The organism is Curtobacterium sp. 458, assembly GCF_030406605.1.
Lineage (GTDB): Bacteria > Actinomycetota > Actinomycetes > Actinomycetales > Microbacteriaceae > Curtobacterium.
On sequence record NZ_CP129104.1, the window covers coordinates 2,952,994 to 2,966,729 of the forward strand.

Annotated in this window: 11 protein-coding genes; 5 read left to right on the forward strand and 6 right to left on the reverse strand. The window is 71.5% G+C overall.

The window, feature by feature from the left end; all coding sequences use genetic code 11:
- Window positions 1-99: 99 nt before the first annotated feature.
- Together QPJ90_RS14315 and QPJ90_RS14320 are read right to left on the reverse strand one after the other, a co-directional pair.
- Window positions 100-1,458 (reverse strand): HAMP domain-containing sensor histidine kinase, encoded by a 1,359-nt coding sequence (locus QPJ90_RS14315; RefSeq protein ID WP_290131840.1) that lies wholly within the window; start codon window positions 1,456-1,458, stop codon window positions 100-102.
- Window positions 1,455-2,144 carry a response regulator transcription factor gene (locus tag QPJ90_RS14320; protein ID WP_290131841.1) on the reverse strand — a complete coding sequence of 230 codons (690 nt, stop codon included), beginning with the start codon at window positions 2,142-2,144 and terminating at the stop codon, window positions 1,455-1,457. The genes QPJ90_RS14315 and QPJ90_RS14320 overlap by 4 nt, the downstream gene beginning before the upstream one ends.
- Window positions 2,145-2,334: 190 nt before the next feature.
- Between QPJ90_RS14320 and QPJ90_RS14325 the strand changes: the two genes are divergently transcribed.
- The 4 genes from QPJ90_RS14325 to mgrA all read left to right on the forward strand — a co-directional run bounded on the left by QPJ90_RS14325 (window position 2,335) and on the right by mgrA (window position 6,767).
- On the forward strand, window positions 2,335-2,799 hold the full coding sequence (locus QPJ90_RS14325) for a DUF2231 domain-containing protein (RefSeq protein WP_290131842.1): 465 nt from the start codon (window positions 2,335-2,337) through the stop codon (window positions 2,797-2,799).
- 12 nt (window positions 2,800-2,811) lie between these two features.
- The gene (gene katG / locus QPJ90_RS14330) at window positions 2,812-5,103 is read left to right on the forward strand and encodes a catalase/peroxidase HPI (RefSeq protein ID WP_290131843.1); all 2,292 of its coding nucleotides are present in this window, start codon (window positions 2,812-2,814) and stop codon (window positions 5,101-5,103) included.
- 81 nt (window positions 5,104-5,184) lie between these two features.
- Window positions 5,185-5,601, forward strand: a complete 417-nt coding sequence (locus QPJ90_RS14335) for a VOC family protein (protein WP_290131844.1) — start codon at window positions 5,185-5,187, stop codon at window positions 5,599-5,601.
- Between the two features lie 122 nt (window positions 5,602-5,723).
- Window positions 5,724-6,767, forward strand: coding sequence for an L-glyceraldehyde 3-phosphate reductase (gene mgrA, locus QPJ90_RS14340; RefSeq protein WP_290131845.1), 1,044 nt, complete (start codon window positions 5,724-5,726; stop codon window positions 6,765-6,767).
- Between the two features lie 109 nt (window positions 6,768-6,876).
- On the opposite strand, the gene QPJ90_RS14345 is transcribed toward mgrA, so the two are convergent.
- Both QPJ90_RS14345 and QPJ90_RS14350 read right to left on the reverse strand, forming a co-directional pair.
- On the reverse strand, window positions 6,877-8,373 hold the full coding sequence (locus QPJ90_RS14345) for a glyceraldehyde-3-phosphate dehydrogenase (protein ID WP_290131846.1): 1,497 nt from the start codon (window positions 8,371-8,373) through the stop codon (window positions 6,877-6,879).
- Window positions 8,370-10,373 (reverse strand): phosphoenolpyruvate carboxykinase (GTP), encoded by a 2,004-nt coding sequence (locus QPJ90_RS14350; RefSeq protein WP_290131847.1) that lies wholly within the window; start codon window positions 10,371-10,373, stop codon window positions 8,370-8,372. The genes QPJ90_RS14345 and QPJ90_RS14350 overlap by 4 nt, the downstream gene beginning before the upstream one ends.
- A 123-nt stretch (window positions 10,374-10,496) precedes the next feature.
- On the opposite strand from QPJ90_RS14350, the gene QPJ90_RS14355 reads away from it, so the two are divergent.
- On the forward strand, window positions 10,497-11,933 hold the full coding sequence (locus QPJ90_RS14355) for a helix-turn-helix domain-containing protein (RefSeq protein ID WP_290131848.1): 1,437 nt from the start codon (window positions 10,497-10,499) through the stop codon (window positions 11,931-11,933).
- 126 nt (window positions 11,934-12,059) lie between these two features.
- Here QPJ90_RS14355 and QPJ90_RS14360 read toward each other — a convergent pair whose 3' ends face one another.
- Both QPJ90_RS14360 and QPJ90_RS14365 read right to left on the reverse strand, forming a co-directional pair.
- Window positions 12,060-13,235 (reverse strand): flagellar hook protein FlgE, encoded by a 1,176-nt coding sequence (locus QPJ90_RS14360; RefSeq protein ID WP_290131849.1) that lies wholly within the window; start codon window positions 13,233-13,235, stop codon window positions 12,060-12,062.
- A 65-nt stretch (window positions 13,236-13,300) separates the two neighbouring features.
- Window positions 13,301-13,735, reverse strand: coding sequence for a flagellar hook capping FlgD N-terminal domain-containing protein (locus tag QPJ90_RS14365; protein ID WP_290131850.1), 435 nt, complete (start codon window positions 13,733-13,735; stop codon window positions 13,301-13,303).
- Window position 13,736: the final 1 nt, after the last annotated feature.

Here is a 13,736-nt window from a genome sequence, read left to right on the forward strand (position 1 = left end):
CCAGCAGCTGATCGGGTGGCACCCAGCATCTGCACCGGAACCATGAACGAACCCGGAACAGGCCAGGTGCTTCGTTCGAGATCTCGAGTGATGGACAGATCAGCGCGGTGGGAGCCGGACGGTCGCGATCGCGCCACCGTCCGACCGGTTCTCGAGCGAGGCCGTTCCACCCGCCCGCTCCGCAGTGCCCCGCACGAGGGCGAGTCCGAGCCCGCTGCCGCCGAGGGCCGTGCGTGACTCGTCCGCGCGCGTGAACCGATCGAACGCCTGGGGCAGGAAGGACACCGGGATCCCGCGACCGTCGTCGACGACCATCAGCTCGAGGTCCTGCTGCGGCTCCTGTCGCAGCGTCACCCGCACCGAACCGCCCGCGCTGCCCGCGGCGATCGCGTTGGCGACGAGGTTGTCGACGATCCTCGCGAACGCGGCGGCGCCGATGCCGTACCGGACGTCCGGCGAACCGACGTCCACGGTGAAGTCGACGTCGCGCGGCCCGACGACGTCGATCGCGCGTGCTCGGTCGATCGATGCCATGAGCTCGGTGATGAGCGCCGCCGCCGGGGTGGACGGCACCGGGCCGGCCTCGTCGAGTCGGCTGAGTTCGAGCATGGTGTTCGCCAGGGACACGAGTCGTGCCGCGTCCGTCTCGGCAGCGTTCAGTTCCCGCTCGAGCGCGTCGGCGTCGCCGGTGGAGCGGTGCGCGAGCTCGAGCCGAGCGGTCAGCGCGGCGAGCGGTGTCCGGAGTTCGTGGCTCGCGTCGGAGACCATGCGTCGCTCACGTTCGGCGTTGTCGCGCTGTCGATCGAGGAAGGCGTTGAGCGTCCGGGCGAGGCCGGCGAGCTCGTCGTCGGAACGGCCGACCGGGAGGTGGCCGTCAGCCGATCCGGCGCTGATCGCCTCGGCGGTGCGGTGCATCCGCCCCACCGGTCGGAGCGCGAGGGTCGTCAGGAGCCACGCCGTCCCGCCGAACGCGACGAGGGCGAGGAGCGTCCCCACGACGAGCGACCGGTCCACCCGCTCCAGCGTCTCGTGCCCGGCCCGACCGTCCTGCGCCGCCCAGACGACGAACGAGCCCACGTCGTTGCGCACCGGGATGCCGACCACGGTGTTCCGGTGCCCGTGCACGTCCAGTCGGAGCGTCGTCTCGCGGTCCACCGTGCGCGGGAGTGCGGCGCGCAGCCCGTCCGGCAGCCGGTCGAGGATCCACGAGCCCGACGACGACCGGATGCCGATGAGCAGTCCCTCGGTGGGCCGGTCCGGCGCCTCCCCCGGGTTCGACCGGAGGTCCGCCACGAACGGCGCCGCGTCGCTCATCGCCAGCGAGCGGTCGGTCTCGAGCGACGCGCGGTCGATCTGCACGTGCAGGGCGACCGCGCTCGCGACGAGGACGACCGCGCCGACGAGCACGCTGCCGAGCGTGATCCTGGCGCGGATCGACAGGCGACGGAGCAACCTCACGACGACCGGTCCGTCATGACGTCGAGCGCGTAGCCGACGCCCCGCACCGTGCGGATCGCGACGTCGGCGTCCGCGGCCTGCAGCTTCTTCCGCACGTAGCTGACGTACTGGTCCACGATCGTCGGATCGAAGTGCTCGGCACTCCCCCAGACCTCGTCGAGCACCTCGCTCCGCGAGCGGGTCTGCCCGACGCCCTGCAGCAGGAAGCGCAGCAGGGAGAACTCCTTGACGCTGAGCGGGAGGTCCCGCCCCCGCACCGTCGCCCGCACCGCCACGGTGTCCAGCCGCACCGCGCCGGCCTCGACGACGGTGGGTGTCCCCGCGGCGCGACGCCGCAGGTGCGCTCGCAGCCGCGCGTTCAGCTCTGCGATCGCGAACGGCTTCGTCAAGTAGTCGTCGGCGCCCGCGTCCAGTCCGAACACCCGGTCGTCGACGGCGTCCCTGGCGGTGACGAGCACGACCGGCAGGTCCTGCCCCATCTCCCGGAGCCGCCGGCAGACCTCGAACCCGCTCATCTCCGGCAGCATCACGTCGATCGCCGCCGCGTCGAACGACGTGGCCCGTGCGGCGACCAGCGCAGCGACCCCGTCGGTGACGAGCGTGACCTCGTGGCCGTCACCGCGCAGACCGCGTTCGACGAGTGCCCCCATCTCCGGGTCGTCCTCCACCACCAGGATCTCCGCCATGCTCGTTCCTTCCCGCCCCCATCGTGCCGGACACCGCCGACCGCGTCGGTGGCTGATCGCCGGTTCGTGTGTGGATTCGAACGAGTCCGAGTGCGGCGAGCGGCCGACTCCCGGGCACGCCGCCCAGCGAGCGCGTTCAGTGGCCCGTGGACGTCGAGGTCGCTCGGCGCGGAACCTGGAAGGGCTCTCGATGAACTGGCAGTACGGGGGCGTCCCGCTCCACCCGCTGTTCGTCCACCTCACCACCGTGGCCGTGCCGGTCGCCGCACTGGCTGCCATCGCGGTCGCCGCTTGGCCGGCGGCCCGACGGTGGCTCGCGGTCGGCGCACCGATCATCGGCCTCGTCGCCCTCGTGTCCGTCCCGCTCGCCACGCAGTCCGGCGAGTGGCTGGAGGAGCACGAGCGGGAGACCGCGCTGCTCGAACGCCACACCGAGCTCGCCGACGGCCTCCTGCCGTGGTCCGTCGCGGTCTTCGCGCTGCTCACCCTCTGGTGGGCCTGGCAGCGCTTCGGTGTCGAGCGGGTCGACGGTCGTGGACTCGTCCGCGTCGTCGGCGTCGTGGGACCGGTCCTCCTGATCGCGGCCGGCATCGGCTCGCTCATCGAGGTCGTCGTCATCGGACACGCAGGGGCCGTGTCCGTCTGGAAGGGATAGGGAACAGGATCGATGGAACACGACGCAACGAACACCTGCAGCTACCACATGGAGGGGGCGCTGCCGGCCGGCGGTGACCACCTGGGCGGGGCGTTCGCCCAGTCGCCGACGCTCGAGCACTGGTACCCCCAGCGACTCCGTGTCGACGCGCTGCACCGCAACGGCGTCGACGCCGACCCGCTCGGTGCCGACTTCGACTACGCCGCGGCGTTCGCGACGATCGACCTCGAGGAGCTCAAGCGCGACATCAAGGAGCTGCTCACCACCAGCGTCGACTGGTGGCCCGCCGACTACGGCAACTACGGCCCGCAGATGATCCGCATGGCCTGGCACGCCGCCGGCACCTACCGGATCGCGGACGGACGGGGCGGTGCGGGCACGGCCATGCAGCGGTTCGCGCCGATCGGCAGCTGGTGGGACAACGGCAACACGGACAAGTCGCGGCGGCTCCTCCAGCCGATCAAGCACAAGTACGGCAACGCGCTGAGCTGGGCGGACCTCATGGTGCTGACCGGCAACTGCTCGCTCGAGCTCATGGGCCTGCCGACGTACGGCTTCGGCGGCGGTCGGCTCGACGCGTGGGAGCCCGACGACGGCACGTGGTGGGGCCCGGAGGTGTGGAACCCGCACGACGTGCACAGCATGGACGAGATGGTCTCCCGTGACGAGCGGTGGCACGGGCAGAACGGCGACGAGGACTACGACCTGCAGAGCCCGCTCGCCGCCTCGCACCAGGCGCTCATCTACGTCAACCCAGAGGGCCCGTACGCGAACGGCGACCCGATGGGGTCCGCCCGGGACATCCGGATCACCTTCACCCGCATGGCGATGAACGACGAGGAGACCGTCGCGCTCATCGCGGGCGGTCACGCCTTCGGCAAGAGCCACGGCCAGGTGCCCGCGACCGAGATCGGCCCGTCGCCCGAGCTCGCCCCGATCGAGCAGATGGGCCTCGGCTGGCACAACCCGCGCGGGACCGGCAACGCCGAGTACACGTCCACGAACGGCATCGAGGGCAGCTGGACCCAGGACCCGACCCGCTGGGACAACAGCTACCTCGAGAACCTGTTCGGGCACGAGTGGGAGCAGACGAAGAGCCCCGCCGGGGCACTGCAGTGGACGCCGGAGGACCCCGACGCTCCGCGCACGCCGGACGCCCACGTGCCGGGGCAGACGCACGCGCTGATGATGATGACCTCGGACATCGCGCTGAAGGTCGACCCGGAGTACCGGAAGGTGTGCGAGGAGTTCCTCGCCGACTTCGACACCTTCACGCTGGCGTTCTCGAAGGCCTGGTACAAGCTCACCCACCGCGACATGGGTCCGAAGTTCCGGTACCTCGGGCCCGAGGTGACGATCCAGGACGACCTGCTCTGGCAGGACCCGCTGCCCGACGCCGAGGGCGCCCCGATCGGCGACGCCGACGTCGAAGCGCTCAAGGCCGCGGTCCGTTCCGCCGGGATCAGCGCCTCCGACCTCGTGTTCACCGCGTACTCGGCCGCGTCGACCTACCGCGACAGCGACAAGCGCGGCGGTGCGAACGGCGGCCGGATCGCCCTGTCCCCGCAGAAGGACTGGGCGGTGAACGGTCGGACGGTGCCGGTGGTCGAGGCACTCCAGCGGATCAAGGAGCAGCACCCGTCGGTGTCGCTCGCCGACCTCGTCGTGCTCGCGGGCTGCGTCGGCGTCGAGGACGCCGCGCGCGCCGCCGGCGTCGAGGTCACGGTGCCGTTCACCCCGGGGCGCGTCGACACCACGCAGGAGCTCACCGACGTCGAGATGTTCGAGTGGCTCCGGCCGGTCGCCGACGGCTTCCGCAACTTCCGCTCCGAGCGGTTCGAGCAGTTCGCCCCCGGCGTCGCGCTCGAGCAGGTGTTCCTCGACCGGGCGAACCTGATGACCTTGACCGCACCGGAGTGGACCGTCCTCACCGGAGGCCTGCGGGCCCTCGGCACGAACTGGGACGGCTCCGACGTCGGCGTGCTGACGCACCGGGTCGGCGCACTCACGACGGACTGGTTCGTCAACCTGACCGACACCGACCTGGTGTGGACGAGGACCGACGACACCGAGACGGTCTTCGCCGGCACGGTGCAGGCGACCGGCGAGCAGCGGTGGACGGCGTCCCGGCACGACCTCGTGTTCGGCTCGAACGCGCAGCTCCGCTCGATCGTCGACGTGTACGCGGGCAGCGACGGCCAGGAGCGCTTCGTCCGCGACTTCGTGGCCGCCTGGGACAAGCTCATGATGCTCGACCGGTTCGACGTGAAGGGACACAAGCGGTACGGCCCGATGTCAGCCTGACAGCCTTCCCCGGTCGGCGCCCGCTCTGCCACGATGTGGTCAGGGCGGGCGTCGTGCCCGTCCGGTTCGAAGGAGACCGCCATGACCGTCCGACTCAACCCGTACCTCGGCTTCCGCGACTCGGCCCGCGCAGCGCTCGAGTTCTACCACTCGGTCTTCGGCGGCTCGCTCACCGTCGGCACCTTCGCCGAGATGGGCATGGAGGTCGACGCCGCCGACCGCGACAAGGTCATGCACGGGCAGCTCGAGGGCGAGAACGGTCTGCTCCTCATGGCCTCCGACTCCCCCTCCGGCATGCGCGCCGACACCGGCAGCAGCATCTCGGTGTCGCTCAGCGGCGACGACCTCGACGCGCTCACCCGCTGCTGGGAGGGGCTGTCCGACGGTGCCACGATCATCGAGCCGTTCACGCAGGCCCCCTGGGGCGACACCTTCGGCATGCTGACCGACCGCTTCGGCACGACCTGGCTGGTCAACGCGAGCGCACCCGCGGCGTGACCCGGCACCGCTGACGCGGTGACCACCGGACTGGAGGCCCGTGGCGGCGCCCGCCACGGGCCTCCGGTCCGCCCCGCGAGGGGTCGCGACGCGGTCCGCCCCGCCTCCGTAGGCTCGGCACCATGTCCTACACCGCGGCGGACGACCGCTACGACTCCATGCCCTACCGCCGGACCGGCCGCTCCGGCCTCGACCTGCCCCTGCTCTCGCTCGGGTACTGGCACAACTTCGGCGACGACAAGCCGTTCGAGACGCAGCGGGCGATCAGCCGCCGCGCGTTCGACCTCGGCATCACGCACCACGACCTCGCGAACAACTACGGCCCGCCCTACGGCGCCGCCGAGGTCAACTTCGGCCGGCTCATGCGCGAGGACTTCCGGCCGTACCGCGACGAGATGGTGATCTCGACGAAGGCCGGGTGGGACATGTGGCCCGGGCCGTACGGCCAGGGCGGCGGCTCGCGGAAGTACGTGCTCGCCTCCCTCGACCAGTCGCTCCAGCGGATGGGCCTCGAGTACGTCGACGTCTTCTACTCCCACCGGCTCGACGCCTCGACGCCGCTGGAGGAGACCATGGGTGCGCTGCACACCGCCGTCCAGCAGGGCAAAGCGCTGTACGTCGGGATCTCGTCGTACGACGCCGAGCGCTCCCGGCAGGCCGCGGCGATCCTCCGCGACCTCGGCACCCCGCTCCTCATCCACCAGCCGTCGTACTCGATGCTCAACCGGTGGATCGAGGACGAGGGGCTGCTCGACGCGGCCGGCGAGCTCGGCTTCGGCGTGATCGGCTTCACCGCGCTCGCGCAGGGGCTGCTGACGGGGCGGTACCTCGACGGGGTGCCGGCCGACTCGCGTGCGGCAGCGGGCAAGTCGCTCGACGCCGGGTCCCTCACGCCGGAGGTCGTCGAGCACCTGCGGGCGCTGAACGACGTCGCGGCGGCGCGCGGCCAGAGCCTGGCGCAGCTCGCGCTCGCGTGGGCGCTCCGCGACGAGCGGGTGACCTCGCTCGTGATCGGCGCGTCGCGGGTGGAGCAGCTCGAGCAGAACGTCGCGGCGCTCGGCAACCTGACGTTCACGGACGACGAGCTCCGGACGATCGACGAGCACTCCGTCGGTGTCCTCGACGTGGACCTGTGGTCCGGCGCGCGATCGGGTGCCGTGAGCTGAGGCGCCCGGCGCGGGCGCGGCGGGGCTGCCTGCGCACAACCGAAGTCGTCCCGGACCACGCGCATCCGCGGTTCGGCACGACTTCGGTCGTGCGAGCGTCGGCCGCGGCTCACACCGCGAGCGCGACGGGCACGTCGGCAGCCGACGCCGACGCCGACGCCGCGGACACCGCCGGGAGCGTCAGCGCCCGGTGCCCGCTCATCGTCTCGAGCACCCGCACGACCTGCCGGCTGTACCCGTACTCGTTGTCGTACCAGACGTAGACCACGACCTGCCGGCCGCCGTCCGCGATCGTCGCGAGCCCGTCGACGACCCCGGCCTTCCGCGAACCGAGGAAGTCGCTCGACACGACCTCCGGCGACTCGACGTAGTCGACCTGGCGGCGGAGGGCCGAGCGCAGTGAGACCTCGCGGAGGTGGGCGTTGAGCTCCTCGCGGGTCACGCCCCTGCCCAGCGTGAGGGTGAGCACCGCGATCGACACGTCGGGCGTCGGGACGCGGATCGCGCTCCCGGTGAGCTTCCCCGCGAGCGGCGGGTACGCCTTCGCCACGGCCTTCGCGGCCCCGGTCTTCGTCGGCACCATGTTGAGCGCCGCCGACCGACCACGCCGGGGCCCGGGGTGGTGGTTGTCAGTGAGGTTCTGGTCGTTCGTGAACGAGTGCACCGTCTCGACGTGGCCGTGCTCGATGCCGTACTCGGTCTCGAGCGCGGCGAGCACCGGCGTGATCGCGTTCGTCGTGCAGGACGCCGCCGCGACGATCGGCTCGTCCGCGATCATCGCGTCGTTGACCCCGTGCACGATGTTCGGCACGCCGCCGGAGGCCGGGGCGGTCAGCAGGACACGGGACACCCCTGGGGCCGCGAGGTGCGCCGACAGCGACTCCCGGTCGGTCCGGACCCCGGTGCTGTCGACGACGACGGCGTCGTCGATGCCGTACGCGGCGTAGTCGACGTCGGACGGCGACGCCGCACCGATGAACCGGATGACGGTCCCGTTCGCGGTGATCGTCTGAGCCTCCTGGTCGACGGTGATCGTCCCGTCGAAGGGCCCGTGCACGGAGTCCCGCCGCAGCAGGCTCGCCCGCTTGACCAGGTCCTCCGGACCCGTGGACCGCAGGACGACCGCTCGGAGGCGGAGTCCGTACGCGCCTCCCGACCGGGCCAGGAGGATCCGCGCGACGAGCCGGCCGATCCGTCCGAACCCGTGGATGACGACGTCGCGTGGCGGCGCCGCGTACTGACCGGTGCCGACCGCTTCGGCGAGGACGTGCCGGAGGTAGTCGTCGAGCTCGAGCGCGTCCTGCCTGCGGAAGCCGGCGTTGCAGTCGGCGACGTCGACCACCGACGGACCGAGGTCGAGGGTCGTCAGCGCGTGCAGGACCGGCAGGATCTCGTGCGGGGACAGTTCGACGCCGTCCAGGTGCCGCGCGAACCGGTGCAGCTTGAGGATCTCGTGCACCGAACGCCCCACGAGCCGGCGACCGTGGATCGTCGTCACGACGTCGTGCCGTCGGTGGAGTCCGTCGACGATCGGGACCATCGCGGCGGCGACCGACGCCCGGTCGACCCACTCGTCGAGGACCCGGTCGGTCCCCGCGCGGTTCACGCCGCGACCTCGACGCGCGCCGGCGTCGTGCCCCCGGCCGCTGCGGGTGCTTCTGCCGCCGCCTCGAGCCGAGCCCGCAGTGCCCGGAGCTCCGCGCGCACCGCGGCGGGGACGGTCCCACCGAGCGACTCGAAGAACGCCTCGGTCCGGTCCGCCTCGTCGAGCCAGCTGGCGGGGTCGACGTCGAACAGGGCCTGGAGGCTCGTCCCCGACACCCCGAGACCGCGCACGTCGAGCGCGCCCTCCGCGGGGACCGCGCCGAGTGGCGTCGCGCGCGTGGTCGGCGCGTCCGGGTCCGCGACCCGGTCAGCGATCCACGCGAGGACGCGGGCGTTCTCCCCGAAGCCGGGCCAGAGGAACGCGCCGTCCTCGCCCTTCCGGAACCAGTTGACCTGGAAGACCTTCGGAGCACCCGCGCCGAGCCCTTCGCCGACCTCGAGCCAGTGCTGCCAGTGCGACCCCATGTCGTAGCCGACGAACGGGAGCATGCCGAAGGGGTCCCGACGGAGTTCGCCGACCGTGCCCTCCTGCGCTGCCGTGCGTTCGCTCGACACCGTCGCGCCGACGAAGACGCCCTGCGCCCAGCTCTCCGTCTCGACGACGAGCGGCACGTTCGTCGCCCGGCGCCCGCCGAAGAGGATCGCGTCGACCGGGACACCGTCCTGCTCGTACCAGTCGTCCGCGAGGGTCCGGCACTGCTCGATCGGGCTCGTGAACCGGGCGTTCGGGTGCGCCGCCGGCGTGCCCTTCGCCGGTGTCCAGTGCTCGCCCCGCCAGTCGATGAGGTGTGCCGGCGGCTCGTCGGTCAGACCCTCCCACCAGACGTCCCCGTCCTCGGTCAGCGCGACGTTCGTGAAGATCGTCCGCTTCCGCATCGTGTCCATCGCGACGGGGTTCGTCGCCACCGACGTCCCCGGAGCCACGCCGAAGATGCCGGCCTCGGGATTGATCGCGTACAGCCGTCCGTCCGCGCCCGGCCGGAGCCAGGCGATGTCGTCGCCGATCGTCTCGACGCGCCAGCCCGGAAGCGTGGGCTGCAGCATCGCGAGGTTCGTCTTGCCGCAGGCGCTCGGGAAGGCCGCGGCGACGTGGAACGCACGGCCGGCCGGGTCGGTGAGCTTGAGCAGGAGCATGTGCTCGGCGAGCCAGCCCTCGTCGCGGGCGATCGTCGAACCGATCCGGAGCGCGAAGCACTTCTTCGACAGCAGCGCGTTGCCGCCGTAGCCGGAGCCGAACGACCAGATCGCCCGCTCCTCCGGGAAGTGCGAGATGTACTTCGTCGGGTTGCTCGGCCACGCGACGTCCGGGCGCCGGGTGCCGTCGGCGTTCCGGAGCGGGTACCCGACGCTGTGCACGCCCGCGACCCACTGCGTGTCGGGTCCGATGCGCTCGAGCGCGTCGTCGCCCACCCGAGCCATCAGCGCGAGCGAGACGGCGGCGTAGGCGGAGTCGGTGACCTGCACGCCCACCTGCGAGATCGCGCCGCCGACCGGCCCCATCGAGTACGGGACGACGTACATCGTCCGGCCGCGCATGGACTCCGCGAACAGGCCGTTGAGCTCGGCGTGCATCGACCGCGGGTCGCGCCAGTTGTTCGTCGGGCCGGCGTCGGCGGGGTCGCTCGTGCAGATGAAGGTGCGGTCTTCCATCCGGGCGACGTCGTCCGGGGTGCTCCGGGCCAGGAAGCTGTCCGGCCGGAGTCCCGGGTCGAGGCGGATGAGTGCGCCTTCTTCCACCATCCGGTCGGTCAGGCGGGTCCACTCCGCGTCGGAACCGTCGCACCAGACGACCTCGTCCGGTCGGGTCAGCAGCGCCGTGCGCACGACCCAGTCCGCGAGTGCGCGGTTCGCCAGTCCGTGCCGGTACGCCCCGTCCGGCACCTCGGCGCTGGGGCACGGCCCCACCGGCGGGTGGGTGTGCCGGTGCACGGTCGCAGTGGGGATCGGGCCGGTCTCGGCGTCGCCGAAGCGGCGGTCACGGGACGGAACGGTCATCGTCATGGTGGTCTCCTCGTCGAGCCCTACGGTGGTCGTGGTCCCCAGCATGCGGGGCTGTCCGCGCGCTAGGCTCTCGGCCAGACGGAGAAGAACAGCAGTTCTTCACACTCGAGGAAGAGTGACGACATGTCCCACGACGACGGCCCCCAGCGACTGCTCGGGCAGTGGATCCGCCACGTGCGCACGACCCGCGGGATGACCCTCGACGTCCTCGGTCGCGCCACCGACCTCGCGCCGAGCCGCCTCTCGATGATCGAGAACGGGCTCCGCGAGCCGAAGGTCTCCGTGCTCACGAAGATCGCGGCGGCGCTGGACGTCCCCGTGTCCACACTCACCTCGTCGACCCCGCCGACCGAGCGTGCCCGACTCGAGCTCGAGCTCGCCGCCCACCAGGACGGCCCGCTCGCCGCTCGTCTCGACCTGCCGCGCATCGACGTCCGGAGGAGCCTGCCCGACGACGTCCTCGCGAGCGTCGTCGCCCTGCACGAGGCATTGGAACGACGGGTCCGTGAATCCGCAGTCACCCAGGCCGCCGGCCGGGAGGCGATGATCGCACTGCGGCTGCAGGGCCAGTCGTCCGACAACTACTACGAGGACATCGAGGACCAGGCCGCCGACCTGCTCGGGACGGTCGAGCGTCCGCCGGGGCCGCTCATGCACCACACCGTCGCGGCGCTGGCGTCGAAGCTCGGGTACCGCCTCGTGCACGCCGACGACCTGCCCGCCTCCTCGCGCACGATCACCGACCGCGAGCACGGCGTGATCTACCTGCCGCCGGCCGCGACACCCGGTGGTCGGGGTCTGCGCAGTCTGGCGCTGCAGGCACTCGCGCACGTGGTCCTCGGGCACCGGCCGCCCACCGACTACGCCGAGTTCCTGCGGCAGCGCATCGAGATCACGGCGTTCGCGGCGGCCTGCCTCGTCCCGCGGGACGCCGCCGTGCCGTTCCTGCAGCAGGCGAAGTCCCGGCGTGACATCGCCCTCGAGGACTTCCGCGACGCGTTCGGGGTCACGCACGAGACGGCGGCGCACCGGTTCACCACGCTCGCGACGCGCTTCCTCGACCTCCCCGTGCACTTCGTCCGTGTGCGCCGGTCTGGTGCGATCGTGAAGGGCTACGAGAACGACGGCATCACGTTCCCGACCGACACAGACGGCGGGATCGTCGGGCAGGTCGTCTGTGCGAAGTGGGCGTCCCGGACGGCGTTCGAGGACCGGAACCGCTCACGCGAGCACTACCAGTACACGGACACGCCGAACGGCACGTACTGGTGCAGCGTGCAGACGGGCACCGACGACGACGAGTTCTCGATCACGCTCGGGACGCCGTTCGCGCACGCGCAGTGGTTCCGGGGACGCGACACCACCGTCCGGCGGCAGTCGAACTGCCCCGACCCGTCGTGCTGCCGGCGCCCGCCCGCGCCCCTCGAGGCGAAGTGGAAGGACGTCGCTTGGCCGAGCGCCAAGCTGGGCGAGCACGTCCTCGCCCCCCTGCCCACCGGCCGGTTCCCCGGGGTGGACGACGGCGAGGTCTACCGCTTCCTCGAGGCGCACGCCGAGTAGCGCCGCTCGCGGCACTGCCGGCGCCCGCGCGTCCGGCAGACGAACCACGAAACCGACACCGAACCGGGTCCTCGCCCCGGTTCGATGTCGGTTTCGTGGTTCGACGCAAGCACGCGCTCGCAGGACCTACCGCTTCAGGTTCGTCAGCTCCTGCAGCACCTCGTCCGAGGTCGTGATGATGCGCGCGTTCGCCTGGAACCCGCGCTGCGCCACGATGAGGTTCGTGAACTCCTGCGACAGGTCGACGTTCGACATCTCGAGCGTCCCCGCCGCGAGCGAGCCGACGCCCGCCGAACCGGGTCCGCCGACCGAGGCCTGGCCGGAGTTCGCCGTCGCGCGGTACCCCGAGGCGCCGGTCTTCTCGAGGCCGGCCGGGTTCGCGAACGTCGCGAGGGCGATCCGACCGAGGGCGAGCGAGGCACCGTTGGAGAAGGTGCCCGTGACGGTGCCGTCCTTCGCGATCGAGTAGCCCTGCAGCGACCCGGCCTCGTGGCCGTTCTGCGACGAGATGGTCGCGGTGTTGAGCGTCGCGAACCCGGTGAGGCCGGACATGTCGACCGCGATCCCGCCGACGGTGAGCGCACCGCCGGTGGCGACCTTGCCGTCGGCACCGAACGTGATCGTCGAGGTGGCGTTCGCGCCCTGCCCGTTCGTCGCGGTGACGTCCCAGCCGGTCGCCGTGCGCTGGTACGCGATCGACATCGTGTGCTTGGCGCCGGACGCGTCGTACACGGTGGCGTCGCGGGTCACGGTCTCGCCGACGGCGGTGTCGGAGGGCAGGTTGCCGGTGAGGGCCGCGGTGGTCGTGCGGACCGCGGGCGCGGCGGCCTCGAGCGGGAGCGTGATGTCGCCGAGCTGACCGTTGTCGTTGACCACGCCGTTCACGGCCGGGTACCCCTGGACGATCTTGCCGTCCGAGGAGACCAGGCGGCCGTCGGCGTCGAAGTCGAACGCGCCGGCGCGGGTGTACACGGTGTCGTTGCCGAGGCGCGTGACGAAGAAGCCGTCGCCCGAGATCATGAGGTCGGTGGCCTTGCCGGTGGCCTGCGCCGAACCCTGCGCGAAGTTCGTGGAGACACCGGCGACCTGCACGCCGAGGCCGATCTGCGCGGGGTTCGTGCCGCCGATGCCGGTCTGCGGCCCACCGGCGCCCTGGGTCATCTGGGACAGGGTGTCCTGGAAGACGGTCGACGACGACTTGAAGCCGACGGTGTTGACGTTGGCGATGTTGTTGCCCGTGACGTCGAGCATCTCCTGGTGGGAGCGGAGGCCGGAGATCCCGGAGTAGAGCGAGCGGAGCATGGTGCGTCCTTTCGTGGAGGTACCGCGGTACCGAAGAAGAAGAAGAAGAAGGAGGAGGAGGGCGGTCAGGAGGTGGTCTTGATCCCGGAGATCACGTCGAGATCGACCTCCTTCCCGTCCACGGTCACGGTCGGCACGCTCTCCGCGTACGACACGGCGGTCGCCGTCCCCGTGATCGACTTGCCGGACGTCGCGTCGGTGTAGCTGACCTGCTTCCCGACGAGGTTCGCGGCGGCGATCCGCATCTGCAGCGAGAAGTTCTCGTTCGCCGTCGTGGTCTGGTTCGTGATCTGCTCCATCATCGCGAGCTGCGTCTGCTGGCTGATCATCTGGTTGGTGTCCATCGGCGAGGACGGGTCCTGGTTCCGGAGCTGCGTGACGAGCAGCTTCATGAACACCTCGGAGTCCATCGTCTGCGACCGCGAGGACGACTGGTTCGCGGCGAGGGCCGCGGCCTGGGTGGCCTGGTCGACCGACCCGGTGATGCCGTCGAGGGGCATG